This is a genomic window from Candidatus Methylomicrobium oryzae, assembly GCF_016745425.1.
GTDB classification, from domain to species: domain Bacteria; phylum Pseudomonadota; class Gammaproteobacteria; order Methylococcales; family Methylomonadaceae; genus Methylomicrobium; species Methylomicrobium oryzae.
Genome location: NZ_JAERVK010000001.1, coordinates 15991 through 38339 on the forward strand (window position 1 = coordinate 15991; position 22349 = coordinate 38339).

At 58.0% G+C, this 22349-nt stretch carries 24 protein-coding genes and 2 tRNA genes; 12 read left to right on the forward strand and 14 right to left on the reverse strand.

What is annotated here, in order from left to right; genetic code table 11:
- Positions 1–139 precede the first annotated feature (139 nt).
- Positions 140–226 (reverse strand) — tRNA-Leu (locus JJL52_RS00120).
- Between the two features lie 314 nt (positions 227–540).
- Here JJL52_RS00120 and JJL52_RS21160 point away from each other — a divergent pair.
- Positions 541–825, forward strand: coding sequence for a DUF3047 domain-containing protein (locus JJL52_RS21160; RefSeq protein WP_236993955.1), 285 nt, complete (start codon positions 541–543; stop codon positions 823–825).
- Between the two features lie 392 nt (positions 826–1217).
- Here the strand turns inward: JJL52_RS21160 and mscL are convergent, their stop codons facing one another.
- The gene (gene mscL / locus JJL52_RS00130) at positions 1218–1625 is read right to left on the reverse strand and encodes a large-conductance mechanosensitive channel protein MscL (protein ID WP_202050375.1); all 408 of its coding nucleotides are present in this window, start codon (positions 1623–1625) and stop codon (positions 1218–1220) included.
- 107 nt (positions 1626–1732) lie between these two features.
- Here mscL and JJL52_RS00135 point away from each other — a divergent pair, with 107 nt between their 5' ends.
- The 7 genes from JJL52_RS00135 to JJL52_RS00165 all read left to right on the forward strand — a co-directional run bounded on the left by JJL52_RS00135 (position 1733) and on the right by JJL52_RS00165 (position 7448).
- A complete protein-coding gene (locus tag JJL52_RS00135; RefSeq protein WP_202050376.1) occupies positions 1733–2200 on the forward strand; it encodes a nucleoside deaminase in 468 nt (155 codons plus the stop codon).
- A 121-nt stretch (positions 2201–2321) separates the two neighbouring features.
- Positions 2322–3014: a phosphate regulon transcriptional regulator PhoB gene (gene phoB / locus JJL52_RS00140; protein WP_202050377.1), complete on the forward strand. Its 693-nt coding sequence runs from the start codon at positions 2322–2324 to the stop codon at positions 3012–3014.
- A 12-nt stretch (positions 3015–3026) separates the two neighbouring features.
- Positions 3027–4304 (forward strand): phosphate regulon sensor histidine kinase PhoR, encoded by a 1278-nt coding sequence (phoR, locus tag JJL52_RS00145; protein WP_202050378.1) that lies wholly within the window; start codon positions 3027–3029, stop codon positions 4302–4304.
- A gap of 157 nt (positions 4305–4461) precedes the next feature.
- Entirely contained in the window at positions 4462–5058 is a 597-nt protein-coding gene (locus tag JJL52_RS00150; protein WP_202050379.1) for a DUF502 domain-containing protein, read from the forward strand.
- Between the two features lie 42 nt (positions 5059–5100).
- Positions 5101–5688: an NADPH-dependent FMN reductase gene (locus JJL52_RS00155; protein ID WP_202050380.1), complete on the forward strand. Its 588-nt coding sequence runs from the start codon at positions 5101–5103 to the stop codon at positions 5686–5688.
- Positions 5689–5742: 54 nt separating this feature from the next.
- Entirely contained in the window at positions 5743–6723 is a 981-nt protein-coding gene (locus JJL52_RS00160; protein ID WP_236993956.1) for an acetylxylan esterase, read from the forward strand.
- On the forward strand, positions 6720–7448 hold the full coding sequence (locus JJL52_RS00165; RefSeq protein WP_202050381.1) for an esterase family protein: 729 nt from the start codon (positions 6720–6722) through the stop codon (positions 7446–7448). The genes JJL52_RS00160 and JJL52_RS00165 overlap by 4 nt, the downstream gene beginning before the upstream one ends.
- A gap of 58 nt (positions 7449–7506) precedes the next feature.
- On the opposite strand, the gene JJL52_RS00170 is transcribed toward JJL52_RS00165, so the two are convergent.
- The 6 genes from JJL52_RS00170 to JJL52_RS00195 all read right to left on the reverse strand — a co-directional run bounded on the left by JJL52_RS00170 (position 7507) and on the right by JJL52_RS00195 (position 13392).
- Entirely contained in the window at positions 7507–7704 is a 198-nt protein-coding gene (locus JJL52_RS00170; protein WP_202050382.1) for a CstA-like transporter-associated (seleno)protein, read from the reverse strand.
- Positions 7705–7847: 143 nt separating this feature from the next.
- Positions 7848–9905 carry a carbon starvation CstA family protein gene (locus tag JJL52_RS00175; RefSeq protein WP_202050383.1) on the reverse strand — a complete coding sequence of 686 codons (2058 nt, stop codon included), beginning with the start codon at positions 9903–9905 and terminating at the stop codon, positions 7848–7850.
- A 53-nt stretch (positions 9906–9958) separates the two neighbouring features.
- A complete protein-coding gene (locus JJL52_RS00180) occupies positions 9959–11353 on the reverse strand; it encodes an MFS transporter (protein WP_336885018.1) in 1395 nt (464 codons plus the stop codon).
- A gap of 196 nt (positions 11354–11549) precedes the next feature.
- A complete protein-coding gene (locus JJL52_RS00185) occupies positions 11550–12644 on the reverse strand; it encodes a 5-(carboxyamino)imidazole ribonucleotide synthase (protein WP_202050384.1) in 1095 nt (364 codons plus the stop codon).
- Complete coding sequence (purE, locus tag JJL52_RS00190; protein WP_202050385.1) at positions 12641–13150, reverse strand: 5-(carboxyamino)imidazole ribonucleotide mutase; 510 nt, start codon at positions 13148–13150, stop codon at positions 12641–12643. The genes JJL52_RS00185 and purE overlap by 4 nt, the downstream gene beginning before the upstream one ends.
- Positions 13151–13314: 164 nt before the next feature.
- Positions 13315–13392: transfer RNA gene (locus JJL52_RS00195), tRNA-Arg, on the reverse strand.
- A 229-nt stretch (positions 13393–13621) separates the two neighbouring features.
- On the opposite strand from JJL52_RS00195, the gene JJL52_RS00200 reads away from it, so the two are divergent.
- A complete protein-coding gene (locus JJL52_RS00200) occupies positions 13622–15670 on the forward strand; it encodes a sensor domain-containing diguanylate cyclase (RefSeq protein WP_202050386.1) in 2049 nt (682 codons plus the stop codon).
- A gap of 32 nt (positions 15671–15702) precedes the next feature.
- On the opposite strand, the gene JJL52_RS00205 is transcribed toward JJL52_RS00200, so the two are convergent.
- The 4 genes from JJL52_RS00205 to JJL52_RS00220 form a co-directional block, all read right to left on the reverse strand.
- Complete coding sequence (locus JJL52_RS00205; protein ID WP_202050387.1) at positions 15703–16401, reverse strand: (5-formylfuran-3-yl)methyl phosphate synthase; 699 nt, start codon at positions 16399–16401, stop codon at positions 15703–15705.
- Positions 16398–16967, reverse strand: a complete 570-nt coding sequence (locus tag JJL52_RS00210; protein WP_202050388.1) for a DUF447 domain-containing protein — start codon at positions 16965–16967, stop codon at positions 16398–16400. The genes JJL52_RS00205 and JJL52_RS00210 overlap by 4 nt, the downstream gene beginning before the upstream one ends.
- Before the next feature lie 83 nt (positions 16968–17050).
- Positions 17051–17995, reverse strand: a complete 945-nt coding sequence (miaA, locus tag JJL52_RS00215; RefSeq protein ID WP_202050389.1) for a tRNA (adenosine(37)-N6)-dimethylallyltransferase MiaA — start codon at positions 17993–17995, stop codon at positions 17051–17053.
- A gap of 126 nt (positions 17996–18121) precedes the next feature.
- Positions 18122–18571: a hypothetical protein gene (locus JJL52_RS00220; protein WP_202050390.1), complete on the reverse strand. Its 450-nt coding sequence runs from the start codon at positions 18569–18571 to the stop codon at positions 18122–18124.
- A gap of 288 nt (positions 18572–18859) precedes the next feature.
- Here JJL52_RS00220 and JJL52_RS00225 point away from each other — a divergent pair, with 288 nt between their 5' ends.
- On the forward strand, positions 18860–19336 hold the full coding sequence (locus JJL52_RS00225; RefSeq protein ID WP_202050391.1) for a PAS domain-containing protein: 477 nt from the start codon (positions 18860–18862) through the stop codon (positions 19334–19336).
- Positions 19337–19348: 12 nt separating this feature from the next.
- Positions 19349–20095, forward strand: coding sequence for a phosphate/phosphite/phosphonate ABC transporter substrate-binding protein (locus JJL52_RS00230; RefSeq protein ID WP_202050392.1), 747 nt, complete (start codon positions 19349–19351; stop codon positions 20093–20095).
- Positions 20096–20146: 51 nt separating this feature from the next.
- Here the strand turns inward: JJL52_RS00230 and JJL52_RS00235 are convergent, their stop codons facing one another.
- On the reverse strand, positions 20147–20668 hold the full coding sequence (locus JJL52_RS00235; protein WP_336885019.1) for a C40 family peptidase: 522 nt from the start codon (positions 20666–20668) through the stop codon (positions 20147–20149).
- Positions 20669–20851: 183 nt separating this feature from the next.
- On the opposite strand from JJL52_RS00235, the gene JJL52_RS00240 reads away from it, so the two are divergent.
- Positions 20852–22114 carry an aminotransferase class V-fold PLP-dependent enzyme gene (locus JJL52_RS00240; protein ID WP_202050393.1) on the forward strand — a complete coding sequence of 421 codons (1263 nt, stop codon included), beginning with the start codon at positions 20852–20854 and terminating at the stop codon, positions 22112–22114.
- 60 nt (positions 22115–22174) lie between these two features.
- On the opposite strand, the gene JJL52_RS00245 is transcribed toward JJL52_RS00240, so the two are convergent.
- Positions 22175–22324, reverse strand: coding sequence for a lmo0937 family membrane protein (locus tag JJL52_RS00245; RefSeq protein ID WP_202050394.1), 150 nt, complete (start codon positions 22322–22324; stop codon positions 22175–22177).
- Positions 22325–22349 lie beyond the last annotated feature (25 nt).

Below are 22349 nucleotides of genomic sequence, written 5' to 3' on the forward strand. Positions count from 1 at the left end.
GTAAATTCAGGAGTTAATTGAATGTCGTATTTGTCGCCAATTATTGCGGTGTCTTTTGGAGTAGTGCGACAAAATTGCGACATTTTTTCGACAGGCAATAAAAAAGGACTTGGTAAAAAACCTAAGTCCTTGAATTTATTGGTGCCTCGGGCCGGAGTCGAACCGGCACGGTGTTTCCACCGAGGGATTTTAAGTCCCTTGCGTCTACCAATTTCGCCACCGAGGCATCGCTTGATGAGCGGGGTATTATATAGGAATCGCGAAAATAAACTAGGGCAGAGCGGTATTTTTTCTGGGAGGGTATTAGTCGGGGCAATATAGTTTCGGACAAGCCGAAGGCCGGTATTGGTGAAAGCCCTGATTTGACTAAGGTAAAGCCGGGGATAACGGTTTGTCGGTTACCAAGTGCTGTTTTCGGGATTGATATTTCGGTCCGAACGATCGGTTTCCGTCGTCATTCCACGGATTTCTATAGATTTCTATAGATAAACCATGTCCTCTGGATTTTTTAGTCGGTGTATCGGGATGCCCGCCTTTTCGATGGCGGCATCCAAAATTGTCCTAAGGAAGGGGGGTGGCAAACTCGGCAATTTTTCGTCGGGATCGCTGCAGGGTTGGGAAACACGGTCATTACTGGTCGAGAACGACGGTATGAAGGTGCTGCAGGCCAAGAGTGCGGACGGGGTGTCGGAATTTTTCGAGAAACAGAAGATCGATCTGACGCGCACGCCTTTTTTGAGCTGGCGCTGGCGAGTCGAAAGCAGGCTCGGCAGGCTGAGCGAACGGTCAGAGACAGGGATGATTATCCGGTGCGGGTCTATGTAGTGAGCAACGGCGGGTTGGTTTTCTGGCTCAAGAAGGCGCTCCATTATATCTGGGCAAATAATTCGCCCAAAGACAGGTCCGGCTCTGAATGCATTCGCAGGCCGGCATGTGATGAAGATCGCTCTGCGCAATCGCCGGATACCTCCAGAGGACATAGGTGCGCTACGCTTATTCGGCTTACTTACTGATCCGGCCCGCTGAAGTTTGAATATATTCGTTTTGGCTTGAACTATAAACCAGGAAACAAGCCGGTTCCGAATGTATTGACCTGAAAATAAGTTAAAACTTCATATTACCGAATCTATAATGCCTTAAATTTAACGGTATTGGGGGGGGAAGCGAGAACGGTTCTGAGGACCTGGCAGCGTTCCCTCCGGAGCATCCGGCTGTGATTAGGGTTTTCTTTCTTTCAGCAGATCGCGGATTTCGGCCAGCAACAGTTCTTCGCGGGTTGGCTCGGGCGCCGGGGCAGGGGCTTCGGGCTGTTGCTTCTTCAGTTTGTTGAGCAGCTTGACCATTAAAAAAACCGCAAAGGCGATAATCGTAAAGTCGACTACCGTCTGGAGAAAGTTGCCGTATTTCAGCATGACCGCCGGGGTGTCGCCCGAGGCATCCTTGATTTTGACCGTCAGATCGGTAAAGTCTACGCCCCCGACCAGGACGCCGATCGGCGGCATGATCACATCGGCGACCAGCGACGAGACGATCTTGCCGAAAGCCGCGCCGATGATGATACCGACGGCCATGTCCACCGCGTTGCCTTTAACTGCAAATTCTTTGAATTCTTTTAACACGTTCATGAAGGGTCTCCCGCGTGATTAATCATTTGTTGCCGTACCGCCTGAAAAAACGCCATGCCGGGCAAAAACTGAGCTGCCCGGTGGCAATTCTAATATAATTCGCGCTTATGGATCATGAACATTTCATGCGGCGAGCGATCGAACTCGCCAAGCAGGCGCCGCAATATCCCTTCGGCGCAGTGGTTGTTCGACGCGATGATGGACAATGCGTCGGCCAGGGTTTCAACCGCGCGGATTTGAATCCGACTTATCACGGCGAGATGGTCGCAATCAACGATTGTGCCGTTCGGCATCGGGCGGAAGATTGGAGCGGTTTCGATCTTTATACGACGGCGGAGCCCTGCGCGATGTGCCAGGGGGCGATCGAATGGGCGGGAATCGGCCGGGTTTTTTATGGCACCTCGATCCCTTACCTACAGAGGCTCGGCTGGTGGCAGATCGATTTACGCGCCGCCGAAGTCAGCGCGCGAGCCGTTTTTCGCGATACGCTGATTGTCGGCGGGATTCTCGAAACCGAATGTAATGCCTTATTTGCCGCGGCCTGCCGAGGCCGTTTCGACCTAAGTTCCGAATAGTCCGGTTCCATGGGGGATTTATTGTCCCATACCGTTCCAGGTTCGCCTTGAGTTCGGCGTTGTCATAAAACTGTCATAAATTCGGGATTACAATCCGAGCTTTAATTTTGCTTTTGTATCTATGACTAAACCGATCATTCTCGTGGTAGAAGATGAAGAGGCGATCCGTGCGATGCTGCTGCTGGTGCTCGAAAAGGCCGGCTTTACGGCGCATGCGGCGGGAGATGCCAGGGAGGCCCAGGCCGTGCTCGATCAAACGCCGGTGGATCTGATTTTGCTGGACTGGATGTTGCCCGGCATCAGCGGGGTGGAATGGGGGCGCCGCCTCCGGAAGGAAACGGCTTACCAGGATTTACCGATCATCCTGTTGACTGCGCGGGGCGAGGAAGAAGATAAGGTGCGCGGTTTCGACGTGGGGGTAGACGACTATATGACCAAGCCGTTTTCTCCGAAGGAACTGGTCGCCAGGATTCGCGCGGTGCTGCGCCGCAGCGGCAAATTTTCGGACGCCGGGCAGATCGTGCTCGGCGATATGATGCTCGATGCCGAGCAGCACCGGCTCAGCATCGGCGAGCACCAGCTCGATGTCAGCCCGACCGAGTTCAGGCTGATACAGTTTTTCATGACGCATCCGGACAAGGTCTACACGCGCACGCAATTGCTGGATCAGGTCTGGGGGCGCAGCGTGTATATCGAAGAGCGCACGGTCGACGTGCATATTCGCCGGCTTAGAAAGATTCTGGCCGAGCACGGCAGAGAGGAGTTATTGCAGACGGTGCGCGGCTTCGGTTATCGCTTTTCATTGACCGCATAGACAAAAGGCTTTATGGGAGTTTGGAAAAGGGAAATCACTATCGCTTTACTGTTTCTGCCGGCGATAGCGATTGTCGGCTTTCTGTCAGGCCATTTGTTATCCTTACTGCTGGCGGCGACCTTGATCTTTCTGTTTCGGCAGATTCAGCAAATCAGCCGTTTCGAACACTGGATCGGCAGAGGAGGCAAGGGAGACTATCCCAACACCAAAGGGATTTGGGAAGACATTTATTACCACGTCTATCGGCTTAAAAAAAGCGAAAAGCGGCGTAAGAAGAAGCTTAGAAAACTGCTCGAACAGTTCAGGGAGTTCACCGGCGCATTACCCGATGCCGCCGTGATTCTCGGCGAAGACGACGTAATCGAGTGGGCCAACAAAGCCGCGCTGAAAGTTTTGGGGCTGCAGCCGGGAGACAAGGGGCAGCGCATTCCCAACCTGATACGCTATCCCGAGTTCGTCCGTTATCTCAAATCGCAGGATTACCGGGACGCCATCATTCTGCCTTCGCCGGTGAACGGGCAAATCACGCTGGCGGTCAGGATTGTCAGCTACGGCGCCGGCCTCAGGCTGCTCTTGGCGCAGGACGTGACGCAATTGAAGCAGATGGAAAGAATGCGCAAGGACTTCGTCGCGAACGTTTCGCACGAGCTCAGGACGCCGTTGACGGTATTGAAAGGCTATCTCGAAACCTTGCAGGACATGGACGACGGCAGCTCGCCGCTATTGGCCGGTTCGCTGGAGCAGATGCGCGGACAGACCGAGCGCATGCAGCACCTGGTCGACGACCTGTTGATGCTGACTCGCCTCGAAACGCAGCAAAGGCGGACGGTTTGCGTCGATGTGCCGGCCTTGCTGAAGCAGATCTGCAGCGAAAGAGGAATGGTCGAGAATGCGGCCGGGCGCCTCGAATTGGTCCTGGCGTCCGCTGCGAATATCGATGGCGACGAACAGGAATTACGCAGCGCCTTCACCAACCTGGTCGGCAATGCGCTGAAATATTCAGCCGCCGATTCGGTGGTGAAAGTGCGCTGGTTTGAAGAGGGCGGCACGGTTGTGCTCGAAGTCGAGGACCGCGGCATCGGAATAGCGCCCGAGGACATTCCCCGGGTAACCGAGCGTTTTTACCGGGCCGACTCCCTTCATGGCCGGAAAATACCCGGCACCGGCCTTGGCCTGGCGATCGTCAAGCATGTACTGATGCGCCATGACGGCCGTTTGAACATCATCAGCGAGCTCGGCAAGGGCAGTTGCTTCAGTTGCCACTTCCCGCTGCAACGCAAGTGCGATTGATCGGTAAGTTTTTCGATTTGGCTTATAATGAGAGGCCGGCCCGGTCCGCGCCTCTGCGGCGAAAACCGAAAGGCAGAGGGGCACGGCGTTCGATAATAATAACCTGATAAAGTAACGGCTGCGGCGAATGTCCGCCGGTGAAGGCAGAGGAGCGATAATGAGTGACACGTTAAAAAAGATGTTCAATTATTTCATGATCGGCGTGCTGGCGGTGATCCCGATCGTGATCACGCTGGAGATCATGATCTTTATCAAGGACCGTATATCCGATCTGATCGGTACCGTGTATGCGGTTGCCGACAATTACCTCTATACCCTGATGGTGTTCGGCGTCAGTATCGCGATTCTGGTCTGGATCGGCCATAAAATCGTGAAGGACGGCCGCTACTGGGTGATCGCGACTTTCGACAACTTTATCGGCAGAATTCCGGTTTTAAATACCGTTTACCGGGTGATCAAGAAAGTCATGAATATGTTTTCCGGGCACGATAAAACGGCCGCGAAAGAGGTCGTTTATGTCGAATGGCCGAAGGAAGGCACTTGGATGGCGGCTTATGTCACGAACCGCTTCGACGACAAATACGTGCTGTTTATCCCGACCTCGCCAAATCCAACCTCCGGCTTTACCACGATCGTGAGCAAATCGAAAGTAGTCAGATCGACGATGAATATCGAGGAAGCCAGCAGCCTGATTATCAGTGTCGGGGTCGATTACAGCAAGGTTTCCGAGATCGCGGCTTTGCCGAAAGACTAACCTGACAGCCTTTATTCCAACCGCTAAGCCGGAGCCCGCTTGATGGTCAAGCCCAGAATTCTCGCGTTTTCCGGCAGCGCCCGGAAAAACTCTTACAATCAACGGCTGGTGCGAATTGCGGCCCAGGGCTCGGAGCAGGCCGGGGCGGAGGTGACGCTCGTCAATCTGGCCGATTATCCGATGCCGATCTTCAATCAGGACGACGAAGCGGCCTACGGACTTCCCGAAACTGCGCGGGCCTTCAAAAGGCTGCTGATCGCGCATGACGGGTTTTTGATCGCGTCCCCCGAATACAACAGCGCTTTCAGCCCGCTGCTGAAAAACGCGATCGACTGGGCTTCCCGGCGCGAAGGCGACGAGGCGCCGCTCCTGGCTTACCGAGGCAAGGTCGCCGGCATTATGGCCGCTTCGCCTGGCGCGTTAGGAGGGCTTCGGGGTTTGGTATTTCTACGGCTGCTGCTCAGCAATATTGGGGTGACCGTTTTGGCCGAGCAGCAGGGCATCGCGCAGGTGGACAAGGCCTTCCATCCGGAAGGCTATCTGAACGATGCGCAATTGCAGGACGCCGTCATGAAGATCGGCGGCCGATTGGCCGACGTTTTACAGAAGCTTCAAAACAGCGGGAGTTGACCATTTCTTTGCCATTTCGTTGCATGCACGGGGATTATTGAACCGGGCAAGCCGATGAAATACTCTTCTGCGCCCGATAGACAACCCGCTTTTTCGATGCCTCACTTTGATCCTTCCTACGGCTATTCCCTGGATCGGTTGCTGCAGATCATGCCGCCGTTGCCGCCGGATGATTTTGCCTCATTCTGGGAAGATCGCTACCGACGGGCGCTCGCGCAGGACCCGCGCCAGCGCCTCAGGCAGTGCAGCTGGTCGCATCCCGATTTCGACTGCTACGATCTCTATTACCGCTCCACCGATGACTTCGATATCTGGGGCTGGGCGCTGATTCCCAAGCATCAGCCGGTAGAACGGGGAGTGATCGTGGGCCATGGTTACGGGGGGCGCGAAGGGCCGGATTTCCATTTGCCGATCCCAAATGCGGTGCTTTTGTTTCCGTGTTTCCGCGGCTTGTCCCGCAGCCGGCGCTGGCCGATTTCGGATAATCCGGCCTACCATGTGCTGCACGACATCGACCGGAAAGACCGTTATATCCTGGGCGGCTGCGTCGAAGACTTGTGGCTGGCGGTATCCGCCTTGCTGGCGCTGTTTCCCGGAGTAGAAGGCCGTGTCGGCTATCTCGGCATCAGCTTCGGCGGTGGGGTCGGGGCGTTGGCGATGCCCTGGGACGGGCGCATCCGGCGCGCCCATTTCAACGTGCCGAGTTTCGGCGACCATCCGCTGCGCCTGAAGCTGCCGACCTGGGGCAGCGCGGCGGCGGTGCAAAACTACCAGCGCGAACACGGTCATGTTCTCGAAACATTGCGCTACTATGATGCCGCAGTCGCGGCGCGGTACATCCGGGCGCCGGTCCACGTGGCTGCGGCGCTGGCCGATCCGGTAGTGGCGCCGCCCGGCCAGTTCAGTATTTACAATGCGTTAGCCGGGCAAAAGCGCCTGTTCGTTCTCGACTGGGGGCACGCGGACTATCCGGGCAAGGCGGTACAGGCAAATATGTTGATTGCGGAGTTGGGGGAGTTTTTCGGCGACTTATGAAGCGCGAATATCACTGTTGGTACAGTCCCGAGCTGGGACGCGAGATGGAACTCTTGGTATTCGGCGATGAGGGAGCGAAAGTGCTGATGTTTCCGACCCGCGAGGGCCGTTTTTACGAATATGAAAACATCGGGGTCGTGAAGGCGCTAGAGCGCAAAATCAAAGCCGGCCATCTGCAACTGTATTGCGTGGACAGTATTGCCGGCGAGAGCTTTTATTGCGGTTGGTGCCATCCCTCCGGGCGAATCCGGCGCCATATCCAGTACGAAGACTACATTCTGAAAGACGTGCTGCCGTTTATGGACGAAAAGAATCCTAATCCCTGCACGATTGCTTACGGCTGCAGCCTCGGCGCGTATAAAGCCGCCGCGCTCGCCTTCCGCCATCCCCATCTGTTTCAAAAATTGTGCGCGTTTTCGGGCCGGTACGATCTGACGCTGGCGGTCGAGCATTTTGGCAACCTGTTCGACGGCTACTACGACGACGAGATTTATTTTCATACGCCCACCCATTTTCTACCCCAGCTCGCCTGCGAACGGAGGCTGGAGCAGTTGCGGCAGATGGACATGATCTTTGCGATCGGCCGGGACGACCCGTTTCTCGACAACAATCGCCATTTGAGCGGTATTCTGTGGGCCAAAGGTATCCGCCACGAGCTGCACGAATGGGACGGGCGCGCCCATCGCGGCCGGTACTGGCGGCAGATGTCGAGCCTTTATGTCTGAGACGGACTTGAGAGTTATGGACCTACCAGGTTTTCTGGAGAGCCGGTCCGGATCATTTTCAGCAGCAGCGTTTGATCCCGTTCCATTTTTGATCCTGCCATTGTTTGAAAAACTCGGCCCGGTTCAAGGGACCCTCGCATTCGTGGGCGTCGTCATGCAGGTGGCAGCGCGCATAATGCTCCAGGTAGCGTTCGTAAGCGTCGTCGCCGCTCAGGCGGCGGACGGCCCGCCAGAAGGTTTTCAGGTATTTGAGCATCGGCAATCGCTCCTGCATTGCTCTCGATCGCGTGTTCCCGACGCGATCTACCTTCCCCATCCCTGGGGGCGTCGATCGCGTGTTCCCGACGCGATCTACCTCCCCCATCCCTGGGGGCGTACCTCCTGCATCCCTACAAGGCATCAGTCCCGTACCCAGTTTTCGATCAGCCGGCTCGGACAGTGCGGCGCTTCGGATAGCGGCAGCGCCGGCCTGCCGGACAAATGCCGGAAGACGACTCTCAGCATGTCCAGTACGATCAGCCAGAGCAGCACCACAAAGCACAGCGTGATTGCCGCGTCCAGGTGCAGGTTGAAGATCAACTGCGGCGCGGTATGGGCTTTTTCCGGGGGCAGCAGGCCGCCTTCCAGTTTTGCGCTCAGGTCATTCGCGGCGGCGAAGAAGCCGATCCGGACGTCAGCACTGACCAATTTTTCCCAGGCCGCCGTCGAGGTGATCGTGACCAGCCAAGCCAGCGGTAAGCCGCTGATCCAGGCATGGCGGAGTTTGTTCGATTTGACCAGAATGCCGGTCGCGACACAGAGTGCGATCGCGGCGAGTATCTGGTTTGCAATTCCGAACAAAGGCCACAGGATGTTCACGCCGCCGTTCGGGTCGATCACTCCGATATAGAGGAAATAGCCCCAGCCGGCGACGACGATCGCACTGGTCAGCATCACCGAAGGCGTCCAGGAGGTTTCGCCGAGCTTCGGCCAGATATTGCCGAGCATGTCCTGCAGCATGAAGCGGCCGACGCGGGTGCCCGCATCGAGCGTGGTCAGGATGAAGATGGCTTCGAACATGATCGCGAAGTGATACCAGAGGGCCAGGAAGCCGTCTCCGAACACGCGGCCGAAGAGGCTAGCCATCCCGACCGCCAGGGACGGCGCGCCGCCGGTGCGTGCGAACAGGCTCGCTTCGCCCATCTGCGCGGCCAGGGCCTGCATCTGTTCGACCGTCACCGGAAAGCCCCAGGAAGAAATCTTCGCGACCGCGGCGGCCTCCGCCCCGACTACGCCTGCCGGGCTGTTGATCGCGAAAAACACACCGGGATCGAGTACGGTCGCGGCGATCATCGCCATCATTGCGACAAATGATTCAAGCAGCATGCCGCCGTAACCGATCATCCGGATGTCGCGTTCGCTGGTCAAAAGTTTCGGCGTCGTGCCGGAGGAAATCAAGGCATGGAAGCCGGAAATTGCGCCGCAGGCGATCGTGATGAATACGAACGGAAACAGCTTGCCGCCGAAAATCGGGCCGGTGCCGTCGATGAACGGGGTGATCGCGGGCATCTTCACCTCAGGCCGCAGAATTACGATCGCGATCGCGAGCAGGGTAATCGTGCCGAGCTTGACGAAGGTGGACAGGTAATCGCGCGGCGCGAGCAGCAGCCAGACCGGAAACACCGCAGCCGCGAAGCCGTAGGCAATCACGGCCCAGGCCAGGGTCAGCCCGTCATGATCGAACACCACGCGCCAGGTTTCGCTGCGGTCGACGAAGCCGCCGTAAGCGACCGAGGCGAGCAGCAAGGCCACGCCGAAGATCGACGCTTCGAGCACCCGGCCGGGACGGATGCTGCGCATGTAGAGCCCGACGATCATCGCGATCGGAATCGTCGCGGCGACGGTCGAAGTTGCCCACGGGCTGTGCTTCATCGCATTCACGACCACCAGTCCGAGTACCGCGATCAGGATAATCATGATCGCGAAAGTCGCGATCAAAGCGGCGGTGCCTCCCAGCACGCCGAGCTCGTCGCGGGCCATCTGCCCGAGGCTGCGCGCGTTGCGCCGGGTCGAGAAAAACAACGTGACCATGTCCTGCACGCAGCCGCCGAGCACTGCGCCGATCAATATCCAGAGCGTTCCGGGCAGGTAGCCGAATTGCGCCGCAAGCGTCGGGCCGACCAGCGGACCGGGACCGGCAATTGCCGCGAAGTGATGGCCGAACACGATCCACCGGTTCGTCGGCACGAAATCGCGGCCGTTGTCGAGGCGTTCGGCCGGAGTCGCGCGGGTTGGATCGACGGCCAGTACCTTGGCCGCAATCCAGGCCGCATAGAAGCGGTAGGCCAACGTGTAGACGCAGACCGCTGCGATGATGAACCAGAGCGAATTGATTGTTTCGCCGCGCTGCAGGGCGATGCCGCCGACCGCCGACGCACCGAGCCCTCCGACCAGTATCCAGAGTAGAATTTTAAGCATGACTTCGCCCGTGTCGAATTGAAAAGTAAAGTATGCCGGTTTCCCCGGCGCAGTTATACGCGATGGCTGTACTGCACAATCAGATTCTGCAGCGCGTCTGTATTCAACTGCTTCTTGTCGACTTTCAGGTAAGCCACCGCTTCTTCGGGATGCAGGGTCACGTCTTCAACGCCGTCGATTGCCAGTATCTCCTTTTCGAATTCGTCGAATTTTTGTAATTCGATCCGTTCCAGGGACAGCAGCAGATTGGTCCAATGCGGAGGCGTTTTCATCCCGAACGCGAGCAGCAGCCAAGTGGCTGCCAGCGCTGCACAGGCCATAAAGACGCCGCCGGCGCCGTAATGGCCGTAACACCAGCCGCCGGCCGCGCCGCCGATGCCGGCCCCCATGAATTGGCAGGTCGAGTAGATGCCCATCGCGGTGCCGCGCAGGTCGCCCGGCGCAGTTTTCGAAATCAGCGACGGCAGGGTGGCTTCGAGCAGATTGAAGCCGCTGAAGAACAGCAGCAGCAAACCGATTACCTGGAACAAGGAAGCATGGAACAGCGAAAGGCCCAGAAAGGCCAGGATCAAGACCGAAACGGCGCCGAGAAACACGCCTTTCATTTTTTGTTTCTTTTCGGCCAGGATGATAAAAGGAATCATGAAGGCCAGCGACAGCACGAAAACCGGCAGGTACACCAGCCAGTGCCGAGCCGGGGGCAGGCCCGCATCGCGCATCAGGAGCGGCACGACCACGAAACTCGCAGTCATCACGAGGTGCAGGATGAAAATGCCGTAATCGAGCCGCAAGAGTTCGGGATGGGTGAGTACCTCGCTAAAATGGCTCGGAATCACCTGCGCTTCGCGGTGCTTTCTGGACAGCCGAGGATTCGGGACCAGCAGCAGAATGATCAGGATCGCCAGCAGTGCCAGCCCCGCAATCAGCCAGAAAATGCCGTGTACGCCGATGAATGAGGCGATCACGGGGCCTGCCGCAATCGCGACGCCGAAAGAAACGCCGATGCTCGCGCCGATCAGCGCCATCGCTTTGGTGCGGTGCACTTCCTGGGTCAGGTCGGCGACCAGTGCCATCACGGCGGCGGCGATCGCGCCGGAGCCCTGGATCGCGCGTCCGATGATGATCCCGTAAATATCGGTCGACAGCGCGGCGATCACGCTGCCGGCAAAGAACAGCAGGAGGCCCGCGACGATCACTTTCTTGCGGCCGAAGCGGTCCGAGACCAGTCCGAACGGGATTTGCAAAACGGATTGCACGATGCCGTAGATGCCTATCGCCAGGCCGATCAGGGCTGGGGTAGTGCCCTCGATCTGCTCGGCAAACAGGGAAAGGACAGGCATGACCAAAAACAGGCCGAGCATCCGGAAGGCGTAAATGCTGGCCAGCGACCAAGTGGCGCGTCTTTCGGGCCGCGTCATCGGGCTGGCGATGTCCTGTATCGGGTTCACAACCGGAATCTCCTCATTATGTCTTGATAAGGTTTACCCTCGGTGCCGCCGTGCGTGGGGTGGCCGGGCGTTTTCCGGCGGGATTCGCCGGAAGGGGCTCGGCTCGGCGGGAGCGAGTGATTGTCATCGCACGGCTGTTCCCTTGCGCGCGCCGAGGGCGGGGGAGCGGGCCTGCGTTTATGTTAGAATTTGGAATTCAGGAATCGTCGACGCGTTCCGCCAGGCCGCTCAGCTTTTTCAATTGCGCGGACAATTGCGCGCGCGATTCCGCCCGGATAGTCGCATGCGCGACCTTGCGGCCTTTGCGGGGCGCCTTGCCGTACAAATGCAGGTGGGCATGTTCGATCGCCAGAACTTCGGCCGTTTCCGGCAGGCCGCCGATGAAATTGACCATGGCCGGATGCCCGACAGGCCGGGTGGAGCCCAGCGGCAGCGACAGGATTGCACGCAAGTGGTTTTCGAACTGGCTGGTTTCGGCACCTTCGATGGTCCAGTGGCCGGAGTTGTGCACGCGCGGCGCGAACTCGTTTGCGACCAGCCGGCCGTCGATCTGGAACAGTTCGAGCGCGAGCACGCCGGCATAATCCAGCCCTTCGAGCAGGCGTGTTACATAATCTTCCGCCTGCGCCTGCATCGGGTCGCCATCGCGGCATTCGGAAACGCGCAGGATGCCGCCTTTATGCAGGTTTTCCGACACGGGATAAAAGGCGATCTTGCCTTGCGGGCTGCGCGCGGCGATGATCGAGACTTCGCGCTCGAACGGTACGAACGCTTCGACGATGGCCGGGACGCCCGCCATGGATTCCCAAGCCTTTGGCAGGTCCTCAGGGGTTCTGACGAAGGCTTGACCCTTGCCGTCGTAGCCCATCCGCCGGCTTTTGACGATCGCAGGCCAGCCGATCGTTTCCATTGCCCGGGACAATTCGTCCAGACTCTCGATCGGCGCAAACTTCGGCGTCGGAATCCCGATCGAGTTGAAGTAGTTCTTTTCGACCAGCCGGTCCTGTGCGACCGCCAACGCATTCGGAGACGGATGCACTTCGGTATGGGTCGCCAGAAAATGCGCGACATCGGCCGGCACGTTTTCGAATTCGTAAGTCACCACATCCGACATTTCGGCCAGCCGGGCGAGCAGCGCCGGATCGTCGTAATCGCCGTGCAGATGTGTGCCGAGGGTATTGGCGCAGGCATCTTTCGCCGGGTCGAGAAAAATGAAGTCGACGCCCAGGGGATAGCCCGCCAGCGCGATCATGCGGGCCAGTTGGCCCGCGCCGAGGATGCCGACCTTCATAGGGAACCGCCTTCGCCGTTGCCGCGCGGATCCGAGCCGGCCAGGACCGATTCGGTTTGCTTTTGCCGATAGCCGCTCAACGCGGTACGGTAGACGTTGTGCTTGTTTCCGACGATCGAGGCGGCCAGCAGAGCGGCATTGATCGCGCCGGCCTTGCCGATCGCCAGCGTGCCGACCGGAATGCCGGCCGGCATCTGCACAATGGACAGCAAGGAATCCAGACCGTTCAGCGTTTTCGACTGCACCGGGACGCCTAACACCGGAACCGCCGTTTTGGCGGCGGTCATGCCCGGCAGATGCGCGGCGCCGCCTGCGCCCGCGATGATCACTTCCAGGCCTTTGGTTTCGGCGGTTTCAGCATAATGGAACAGTTTGTCCGGCGTCCGATGCGCCGAGACGACCTCGACTTCGTGCGGAATGCCCAGTTCCTGCAGCGTTTCCGCGGCGAAGCGCATCGTTTCCCAGTCAGAGGTCGAGCCCATTATGATGCCAACCAGTGCTGTCATGTCGTACTCCTGAAGATAAAAAGCGGGATGCGGCCAGCGCTCCCGGTCCGGTCGATAAATTAAGAGGAAAATTATCGCATAAATACCGGGCGATGTAGCGTTTAAAGTGAAAAAGAACAGGAGGCCGGGAAGATGCGGAATCGGAGAGTCTGCCTTGCAAGAACTGGCGTCCCCGGGGTGATTCGAACACCCAGTCGCCTTCTTAGGAGGAAGGTGCATTATCCAGCTTATGCTACGGGGACATCGGACCATTCTAGCAAGACTGGCTCGCTTATAACAAGCCGACGACGACAACTAGCTCCCCAGCTATGGAGAAATATGTGTATACTCTTATACAGGAATAGTCGGGTTACATGTTTGCCGGGAGCCGGCTTTAGGGAAGAGCAAGCCGAACTTGTCTGATTCGAAAACTTCGTAATGCATCTCGGAAAATGCGATTGTGTCATGCAATACAATGATAGAGACGGTGGGATGAAAGCTGAAAGCGGGCTTATTATGATCGAAATGGACAATAAACTTGAGCACATCAAGAAAGCAGCGAAAGCGATCCTCAAGAACGAGTCGCTGAATCTGCAACTGGTGCCGGCGATTGCAGTCAAACTGGTCAATTTGACTTACAATCCGGATGTGCGTATCGAGGCACTGGCGAAAATTATCGAAACCGATCCCGCCCTGGCCGTGAAGGTTTTACAGACGATCAATTCTGCGGCTTTTTGCCTGCCCGCCAAAGTGACCTCGATCAGCCGTTCAGTGAATCTTTTGGGAGTGGATGAAGTTCGCCGGATCGCGTTGACCATGCTGCTGTTCAGTAAGATGATCCAGCGCAAATCCGATCAGTTCGATTGTCTGTTCTTTTGGCAGCACTGTCTGTTCGTCGCCGAGCTGAGTCGGCGGATTGCCTCCGCCCTGCAGTATCCCGACCCGGAAATGGTGTATGCGGCGGGGCTGCTGCACGATATCGGGAAGCTGGCCCTTGAAGTTCACGGCAAGCTGACTTACAGTCAGTTTATAGGTTCCCTGCATAACAGTTCCCACCCGCTGCTTGAAGAGGAAATGCATTTTTTCGGCATCACTCATGCCGAAATGGGGTTGGCGTTGTGCCTGGAATGGCAATTGCCAATGCCGATTACCGGAGTGGTTTCGCATCATCACGTATTGCCGGACCCCGGTTCGCCTTTTTATCCGTATCGGACCGAAATCGCGATCGTCGCCTTTGCCAACTATATTGCCTCGCTGCAGGGGATTTCCTCAACCAGTCATACCGGCCCGCCACAATTGTCTCCCCTGGTATTCGAGTGGCTGCCGGTCGATGAGCTCGAATTGGACGGCCTAATGGAAGAAACCGACAAAGCGATGCGCGCCGCACGCCAGTTTTACCGCATCGAATTTCCGGACACCAACCGCCTCAGGGCAAAACTCCTGCAGGCGAGCATCGCAATGAGCCGGAGTCATCACACTGCGGAGAAATCTGTTCCTCAGGCGGCCGTACGCAATATTTCGGGCAGTTTGACTGCGCCGCATCAAAGTCTGGAGCCGGCGGATTTCGTGCCCTGGACACTGGAATCGATCAGGCATGATTTCGATTTCGACCGCGTGCTCCTGTTCAGGATCGATCCGCAGCGTCGTAGTCTGGTCGCTTCCCATGCTTATCCGGAAGTTGGCGAAACGGGGCTGGAAATCGACATCGGCCGCGTATCGGGCAAATTGCTGCATTGTTTGCGCGAGAAGACGGCAGTGCTGATCCATGCTTCGCTCGAACCGGAAAATCCGTTGATCAGGCAGTTCGATGCGGCGGAGTTCATCGCGGTGCCGGTACTCAGCCACTACCGGCTCGCCGGGATCATTTACGCGGATTACGGGCTCAGCCGTAAACCGATAAATGCCCGGGTTCTTGAGGAGATCGTCGCGGTTGCCGCTCAATTGGGCGTCGCGCTGGCGAATGCCAAGCATTACGAAATGCAGAAGCATCAGGCGCAGCTGGACTCCCTGACCCGGATTTACAACAGGGGTATGCTCGAGTTCTCGTTGAGCCAGATTTGCCGTCGCCCTGCCGGGGAATTGCAAAACGTGGCGCTGGGTTTTGTCGATATCGACCGGTTCAAGCTGTTTAACGACCGGTGCGGGCATCAAAAAGGCGATGAAATCATCCGGCTGGTCGCCGACATGCTGAAGCGCCTGACCCGGCCCGGCGATTTGGTCGGCCGTTTCGGCGGCGAGGAATTTTTGTTCGTGCTGACCGATACCAACGAAAACGATGTGCGCGCTTATGCCGAGCGCATTCGTTCGGAAATCGAGCTCCGAGGGAAAACCATGAAGCCGAGGTTTCGGCAGTTGGATCTGACGGTGAGCATCGGGGTGGTGCTGTATCGGCCGAACTTCGGGAGTTATCACGAATTGATCGACGCTGCCGATCAGGCGATGTACCGCGCGAAAATGGCCGGCCGCAACCGTGTCGTTTTATTCGACGACTTTCCGGCCGGCGATGGGATGGCGGCATGTTCGCCGAAACAGGAGGCATGAGAGATACTTTCCGCTTCGCTGCCGGTAGACGCTCAGGCGGTTTCCAACGCGGCGCCGTTTTGGATCGCTTGTTTGATGAGTGCGGCCGCCTCGCCGTCCAGCTCGGCGGTTCTATGGTGCCGAGCGCATAAGGCGCCTCTGAAACCCAGGTAATCCGGTCCGTAACGCAATAGCGCGGGAATATCCTTCAAGCGCAGCGAGCCGGCGAGTCCGCAGAGCAGATGGCGGGCCCTGGCTTCCTCGACGAAGCGTCCGATTTCGGCGGGCGTCAGGATCTCGGGCAGCGAGCCCCGGCTTTTATCCATCGTATCCAGCATCACGCCTGCGAAGCCGGCCTGCTGCAAGGTCGGGATGAAAGCCGGATCGGGCGACGCGTCGCCGAACAGCACTGCAATCAAGGCATGCCCGCATTCTGCCAGTACCGTCAGGCGGTGTGCGACGCCGGACCAATCCCCGCCCGGAAAGAAGCCGATCTTCACGTAATCGACCCCGGTTGCCGCTATTGCCTGGACCGCACCGAAGACCGGGTCCGGCAGCATCGGCAGGTCGCCGACCGTGGCGCTGACCGGGATTTTGCCCGCACACCAGGCGCGAATCCGGGCGACTTGTTCCGGGGGCAGCGCGCCGAGTGCGCCGGCGGCCGGCTGTTTCAGGTCGATAATATCGGCGCCCGCCCGATAGGCGAGTTGCGCCTCCGCGAGGCTGTTGACGCTGGCCAGCATTCGGGTCATGAGCGGGGTTCTCCTTCGGCCTTAAACGATTCGATGTGCGCCATCAGCCAGTTCCAGGCTTCCAGTTCCCGGGGGCCGGCGGTTTTTTCGATGCCTATCCGCAGATAGCCGATCTCCCGCTCGATCCGTTCGAGCGGCAACCTGCTCAGGCGGCTGACCAGGATTGCCGCTTCGAGCACGGAATACTGGGCGCGGTTGAAACCTCTGAACGGCGCATGATTGACTTCGGTTACCGGGCGGCAGAAAAATTTCGGGCGGATCGGATCTTCTTCGATCCGCACGATTTCGACCTCGGTGTGTGCAAGCGCCGAGGCCAGCACGTGGCCGGCAATCTTTTCCGCCGGTTTGAGCGGCCAGTCGCGCCGGCCGGTCAGGCAGCCAGCAAAGATGCGTACGTCGTCGCAATAATTGATCACGGCCGTTTTTGTTGCGGCCAGATTGTCGAGCGTCGCGGAGGGATGGAAGGGCAATATCGCCAGTTCTTCGCCTTGCGCGTGAATGCCCATCGGCGCGATATGCGGTTTCCCTGCGCGATTTTGGGTTGTGACGATCGTTTCCAGAATCATGAATCAATAAATCGATGCAAAGGGGGACCTATCCTAGAGCAAGATCGGGTCCGAGTCATTAAAAATACGGAACAGGAGGCCGGTTACTCGAGCCGGCGGCGAATGTCGGCGAGTGCCTGCGGCAGCAGGCCCGGCCGGCCGGTCAGGTAGCGCAAGGCGTCCGTTTCCCGGCGCAGCCAGGTAAACTGGCGTTTGGCCAGTTGCCGGGTTGCGATGATGCCTTTTTCAGTCATCGTTTCCCGGTCGTATTCGCCGGCGAGATAAGCCCAGGCTTGCCGGTAGCCCACGGCACGGATCGACGGCATTTTCTCGCTCAGATCGCCGCGCCGGTATAACGCTTCCACTTCCTCGATCAGGCCGGCTCTGAGCATTTGCCGGAACCGTGCGGCGATCAGATCGTGCAGCGTGGCGCGCTCTTCCGGCGCGATGACCAGCTTGATCAGGCGGTAGGGCACGGTTTGCGCCTGCGTTTTATCGAAAAACGAAGACAACGGCATGCCGCTGCTTTCGAAAACTTCCAGGGCACGCTGGATACGCTGCGGGTCATTCGGGTGAATTCGAGCGGCGGCTTCGGGATCGATTTCCCGGAGTCGTTGATGCAGGGCGCTTGATCCAAGCCGCGCGAGGTCTTCGTCGAGGCGGGCCCGAATGGCCGGCTCGGCCTTCGGCAGCACAGCCAGTCCTTGCGTCAAGGCGCTGAAGTACAGCATTGTGCCGCCGGCTAGAATCGGCAGTTTCCCGCGCCCGGTCATTTCATTCATCAGTTTCATCGCCTGCGCCCTGAACTGTCCGGTCGAAAATGCTTCGGCCGGGTCGAGGATGTCGATCAGGTGGTGCGGAATGCCGCGGCGTTCCTCTTGCGTCGGTTTGGCGGTGCCGATGTCCATGCCCCGGTACACCAGTACCGAATCGACGCTGATGATTTCACCGTCGAGCGCGGCGGCCAGTTCGACGGCCAGCGCAGATTTTCCCGACGCGGTAGGCCCCATCAACAAAATGGCAGGAGGCAGGGAAGAAAGGTCGGGCATGCGTGACAGGAAATCGGAAAGAGGAAGATGGCAGGCAGCGGTAAGGCTTCGCGCGGCGAAGCCTTACCGTAGCGGCTGTGCGGAAGCTATGCGAATCAGGTTTGTTGGGAAGTCAATGTGCGGGCATCAATAGTGTTGCAGGTACTGGTAAGGAATCGATCTGTCCCCCAGTGGTCTGGCAAAGGTATAAGCGGCCGGCGTATTGACTAAAATGTCGAACGCTTGCGGGAACGCATCGTGCGGTCTCGGGATCGACGCCAGCGCGGTCAGTGGCGACATGCCCACGAACAAGCCCATGCCGGCCAGGGTTACCGCCAAACCGATCGGCCTGTAAATCAGGACGTCCAGCAGCGTAAAGGCTGGATCCGCCTTGAACGGGCGCAGTCTGTAGGCCGGCATTTGCGGCGGCAGGTAGCCGGAGGGCGGCGGAGCATAATACGGAGCCGTAGCGGGGGCTGCGGACCGATCCGCGGCGGACGGCGGATTGTTTTGCTGCATCGGACTCTCCTCTGCGCGCAGGGGCAAGCTGGCCGCTACCGATAGAGCGATAATGGCGCCATGAATAAGCTTCATCATGTTATGGACCCTGTTTTGCAATGAATTTCCGAAGTTAGTGGAGTTCGCTGCCGGTGTCAAGTCGGTTCCGCACGGTTTGAAAAAATTTGCTTCGCATCAGCCAAATTTTTATCGGCTGCTATACTTGCGTATCAATAACCCTATGAACGATAGAGTTTATAGCGGACCCTATTCGTTTTGTTCGAACCCGGCAGGCTGCACCGGATGCTGGCCCGATAGGCAGCGGGTACAGATATCTGGCGGTTTTTTCGTCATTTTATCAAATGAAGGTCGTGGTTGGGAGACTATATGATCAATGATATGAATCCGCGAGACATTGTCGGCGAATTCCAGGAAACCGTACTGAATCTGTACGGCGGCATGCAGCGTAAAGTGTTTTATACCGGGATAGAAACCCCTTATCCGGACGGCAAACTGATCGTATCGACCACCGATCCGACCGGCATCATCACCCATGTGAACCAGGCATTTATCGATATGTCCGGCTATACCGAGGAAGAACTGATCGGGGCGCCGCATTCGATATTGCGGCATCCCGACATGCCTTCCGCCGCCTTTAAAGATTTGTGGGATACGGTTAAAAAAGGTGAAAAATGGCAGGGTTTCGTCAAAAACCTGCGTAAGGACGGCGGCTATTACTGGGTTAAAGCGACCGTGGTTCCGAATATCCGCAAAGGCGTGGTCGTCGGTTATACGTCCGTGCGCCGGAAACCTTCCCGCACGAAGGTAGAAGAATGCATGAAACTTTATCCGACACTTTTTTGATCAGGAAATCCTATGTCGTTTCTGTTTACCGTCAGTCCTGATTTCACGCCCGACCGTTTGTCCGGCTGGTATATTTTCAACACGTGGCTGCAAAAGCAAACCGGCGTCGCGATCCATCTGGAGATGTACAGCGGTTTCAACAGCCAACGCGAGGCGATCCGCCAGGACGAAGTCAACCTGATTTATGTGAATCCTTACGACGCGGCAATGCTGGTCAGAGAGAAAGGTTTTCTGCCGCTGGCCAAGCCGGTAGGCGAATCCGACGAGGCGATCATTGCTGTCTCGGCGAGCAATCCGGTCAGTGACGTGGCGGAGTTGGCGCCGGGCATCAGGCTGGCGTTTACCGACGATCCGGATGTCAAAATGATGGGAATGATCATGCTCGAACCGGGCGATCTGGATGCGGACAATATGCAAAGTATGCCGTGCGACACCTATGTCCAGGTCGCCAAGCATTTGCTGCGGGGCGAGGCCGACGTCGGGATCTTTCTGGCCGAGGCTTACGACGGCGTTTCCGAAATGATCAAGAAACAGTTGAAAATCCTGGTGCGCAGCCAGATCAGCGTGATCCATCACTCGTTGATGATCGGCCCCGGGCTTTTGGACAAGCGCGAACAGTTTCAGCAATGCCTGCTCGGCATGACCGAAGACGAAAAGGGGCGGGGCGTGCTGGAAAGCCTTGGCTTCAAGGCCTGGGAAAAGGTCGATGACGAAGAAATGGAGTTCATGATCGACCTGATGGATACGCTGACCATCTGATCGCGTGGGGTCCTCCGGAAGATTTTTCCCGAGGACCGGCCGGCCTTTCGGTCATGGGAGGGTCAATGCATACCGGCGGGCGGGCCGGCGGATGCCGGTGAAATGTTTCCGCCAGTAGGGGTTGTTCAGGCTTGAGACCAGCACCTTTCCGGTCCGGCGGCTGGCGGCGTGCACGAACCGGTCGCCGCTGACGAACAGGCCGACGTGCGAAAACGCGCCGCCATCGGTGTTGAAAAAGACCAGGTCGCCCGAACGCAAGTCCTCGGCGCGGGGCAGGACGTCGGCCATTTCTCCGGCCGTGCGCGGCAACAGGATCCCGTGCCGCTGATAGACATGGCGCACGAAGCCGCTGCAATCGAAGCCTGCATCCCGTGATGCCGAACCGTAGCGGTAGGGCGAGCCGACCAGGCTCAGCGCATACCGGGTAACCGGCGGAAGAGGCATCTGCGCAGTCGGCACCGGGACGGGGGCTATCTTCGGCGCGCTCGAGCAGGCAACCAGCAGGGCGAAGACTGCCGCGAGCGCCGGCTTTGGAGAGAATACGGTTTGAAAGGGTTCAATCTGATGTTTCAAAGTACCGGCCGTGTTTCACTTACTTTATCCCATCATAAATCAAAGTGTAGCCAGCTGTGAACTGGACGTCGCCGGTAAAATCGAACCGTTCGGCAGAAGGGAACTCCAATGTCATAATTTCTTTCGGTTGCTGCGGCGGTTTGGATAAATCTGCCCCCGTTCTTACGCTACCCGGCCATTGTGATGAATTCCTTATCTCCCCATCCCGATTCGATTGAAGCAAGTCTCAATGCGTTCGGTTCGGAAGCGTTGGACGAACATCGCATTCGCCTTCATCTCCGCCCCTTGTTCTCCCGTTCGTTGGAGCATTCCCGGAATGTGATTTATCTGGCAAATCATTCGCTCGGCCGCGCCCTGGACCAAACCGGGCAGGACGTGAGCGAAGGGCTCGGACACTGGTATACCCAGCGGGAAAATGCCTGGGCCTTATGGCTTAATGAAATGGCCGCTTTTCGGGAACGGGTTGCCGCGTTGATTCGCGCCCCGCGCGCCGACTGCACCGTGCCGCGGACCAGCGCCGGTCAGGGGCTGCGGAGCATTCTCAATTGCTACGATAAACCGATCCGGGTGGTGACCAGTGCCGACGAGTTCAACTCGATCGATCATATTCTCAAGCTCTATGCCCGGCGAGGTCGCATTGATCTCATACGTGTTTCCCCAAAGGGCGGCCGGCTGTACCGGATCGAAGATTTTCTCGGCCCGATTCGCGCCGGAGCCGATCTGGTCGTGGTTTCGATGGTGATGTTTACCACCGGCCAGCAGTTGCCCGACTTGCCGGCTCTGGTCGAGGAGGTCCACCGGCAGGGCGCCAGAGTGCTGCTCGATCTCTATCATGCAGCCGGGGCGATTCCGGTCGACGTTGCCGGTTTGGATGCCGATTTCGCGATCGGCGGAAGTTATAAATACCTGCGCGGCGGGCCCGGCGCCGCCTGGCTCTATCTGCACCCGCGCCATTTGGACGGCGCGCTGCAAACGCTCGATACCGGCTGGTTCGCCGAACCCGATCCCTTCGCGTTCGAAAGGCCGGAAATGCCCGCATTGGCGCCCGGCGGAAATCGCTTTCTGGAATCCACGCCGGCCGTTTTGCCTTTTTATCAGGCACGGGCAGGGCTGATGTTGACGCTGGGTCTGGGCATGGAACGGTTGCGCAGGTACTCGCTGAAACAGCAGCTCATGCTCGAGGATTTGCTGAACCGATACGGCATCCCTTTTCTCGGCCGGGCCGAAGAGCGGGGCGCCTTTGTTTCGATTCCGCATCCGTCTGCGTCCGTGATTGCGGACAGGCTTGAGAAAGCCGGTATCGTCTGCGATGCCAGGCAAGGATTACTGCGCATTTGTCCGGATTTTCTGAATACGGAGGAAGAACTGGCGGTTACGGTTGCCGGACTGAAGGAAATCGAGGCATCGCTTCGGAACTCAGGAAGGGGGCGTCATAATGGCGAATAGGGAAATCCGTACGGCGGATTGTCTTCGCGCCGTACGGGCCCGTATCGGGTCGGGTGCCCGCTATACCGGGCTTCGCCCCTGAATAACGCGCAGTATGATGATTACCACCGCGATGACCAAAAGCACGTGAATGAATCCGCCCAGCGTATAGGAAGACACCAGACCGAGCAGCCAGAGTATGATCAAGAGGATCGCTATCGTTTCAAGCATTGCCGTTTCTCCTGTAAATGCTCCC

Excerpts from the sequence above, each read along its gene's own strand:
- JJL52_RS21160 (WP_236993955.1), top strand. The coding sequence starts at position 541 with ATGGCGGCATCCAAAATTGTCCTAAGGAAGGGGGGTGGCAAACTCGGC.
- mscL (WP_202050375.1), bottom strand. The coding sequence starts at position 1,625 with ATGAACGTGTTAAAAGAATTCAAAGAATTTGCAGTTAAAGGCAACGCG.
- JJL52_RS00135 (WP_202050376.1), top strand. The coding sequence starts at position 1,733 with ATGGATCATGAACATTTCATGCGGCGAGCGATCGAACTCGCCAAGCAG.
- phoB (WP_202050377.1), top strand. The coding sequence starts at position 2,322 with ATGACTAAACCGATCATTCTCGTGGTAGAAGATGAAGAGGCGATCCGT.
- phoR (WP_202050378.1), top strand. The coding sequence starts at position 3,027 with ATGGGAGTTTGGAAAAGGGAAATCACTATCGCTTTACTGTTTCTGCCG.
- JJL52_RS00150 (WP_202050379.1), top strand. The coding sequence starts at position 4,462 with ATGAGTGACACGTTAAAAAAGATGTTCAATTATTTCATGATCGGCGTG.
- JJL52_RS00155 (WP_202050380.1), top strand. The coding sequence starts at position 5,101 with ATGGTCAAGCCCAGAATTCTCGCGTTTTCCGGCAGCGCCCGGAAAAAC.
- JJL52_RS00160 (WP_236993956.1), top strand. The coding sequence starts at position 5,743 with ATGAAATACTCTTCTGCGCCCGATAGACAACCCGCTTTTTCGATGCCT.
- JJL52_RS00165 (WP_202050381.1), top strand. The coding sequence starts at position 6,720 with ATGAAGCGCGAATATCACTGTTGGTACAGTCCCGAGCTGGGACGCGAG.
- JJL52_RS00170 (WP_202050382.1), bottom strand. The coding sequence starts at position 7,704 with ATGCTCAAATACCTGAAAACCTTCTGGCGGGCCGTCCGCCGCCTGAGC.
- JJL52_RS00175 (WP_202050383.1), bottom strand. The coding sequence starts at position 9,905 with ATGCTTAAAATTCTACTCTGGATACTGGTCGGAGGGCTCGGTGCGTCG.
- JJL52_RS00185 (WP_202050384.1), bottom strand. The coding sequence starts at position 12,644 with ATGAAGGTCGGCATCCTCGGCGCGGGCCAACTGGCCCGCATGATCGCG.
- purE (WP_202050385.1), bottom strand. The coding sequence starts at position 13,150 with ATGACAGCACTGGTTGGCATCATAATGGGCTCGACCTCTGACTGGGAA.
- JJL52_RS00200 (WP_202050386.1), top strand. The coding sequence starts at position 13,622 with ATGAAAGCTGAAAGCGGGCTTATTATGATCGAAATGGACAATAAACTT.
- JJL52_RS00205 (WP_202050387.1), bottom strand. The coding sequence starts at position 16,401 with ATGACCCGAATGCTGGCCAGCGTCAACAGCCTCGCGGAGGCGCAACTC.
- JJL52_RS00210 (WP_202050388.1), bottom strand. The coding sequence starts at position 16,967 with ATGATTCTGGAAACGATCGTCACAACCCAAAATCGCGCAGGGAAACCG.
- miaA (WP_202050389.1), bottom strand. The coding sequence starts at position 17,995 with ATGCCCGACCTTTCTTCCCTGCCTCCTGCCATTTTGTTGATGGGGCCT.
- JJL52_RS00220 (WP_202050390.1), bottom strand. The coding sequence starts at position 18,571 with ATGATGAAGCTTATTCATGGCGCCATTATCGCTCTATCGGTAGCGGCC.
- JJL52_RS00225 (WP_202050391.1), top strand. The coding sequence starts at position 18,860 with ATGATCAATGATATGAATCCGCGAGACATTGTCGGCGAATTCCAGGAA.
- JJL52_RS00230 (WP_202050392.1), top strand. The coding sequence starts at position 19,349 with ATGTCGTTTCTGTTTACCGTCAGTCCTGATTTCACGCCCGACCGTTTG.
- JJL52_RS00240 (WP_202050393.1), top strand. The coding sequence starts at position 20,852 with ATGAATTCCTTATCTCCCCATCCCGATTCGATTGAAGCAAGTCTCAAT.
- JJL52_RS00245 (WP_202050394.1), bottom strand. The coding sequence starts at position 22,324 with ATGCTTGAAACGATAGCGATCCTCTTGATCATACTCTGGCTGCTCGGT.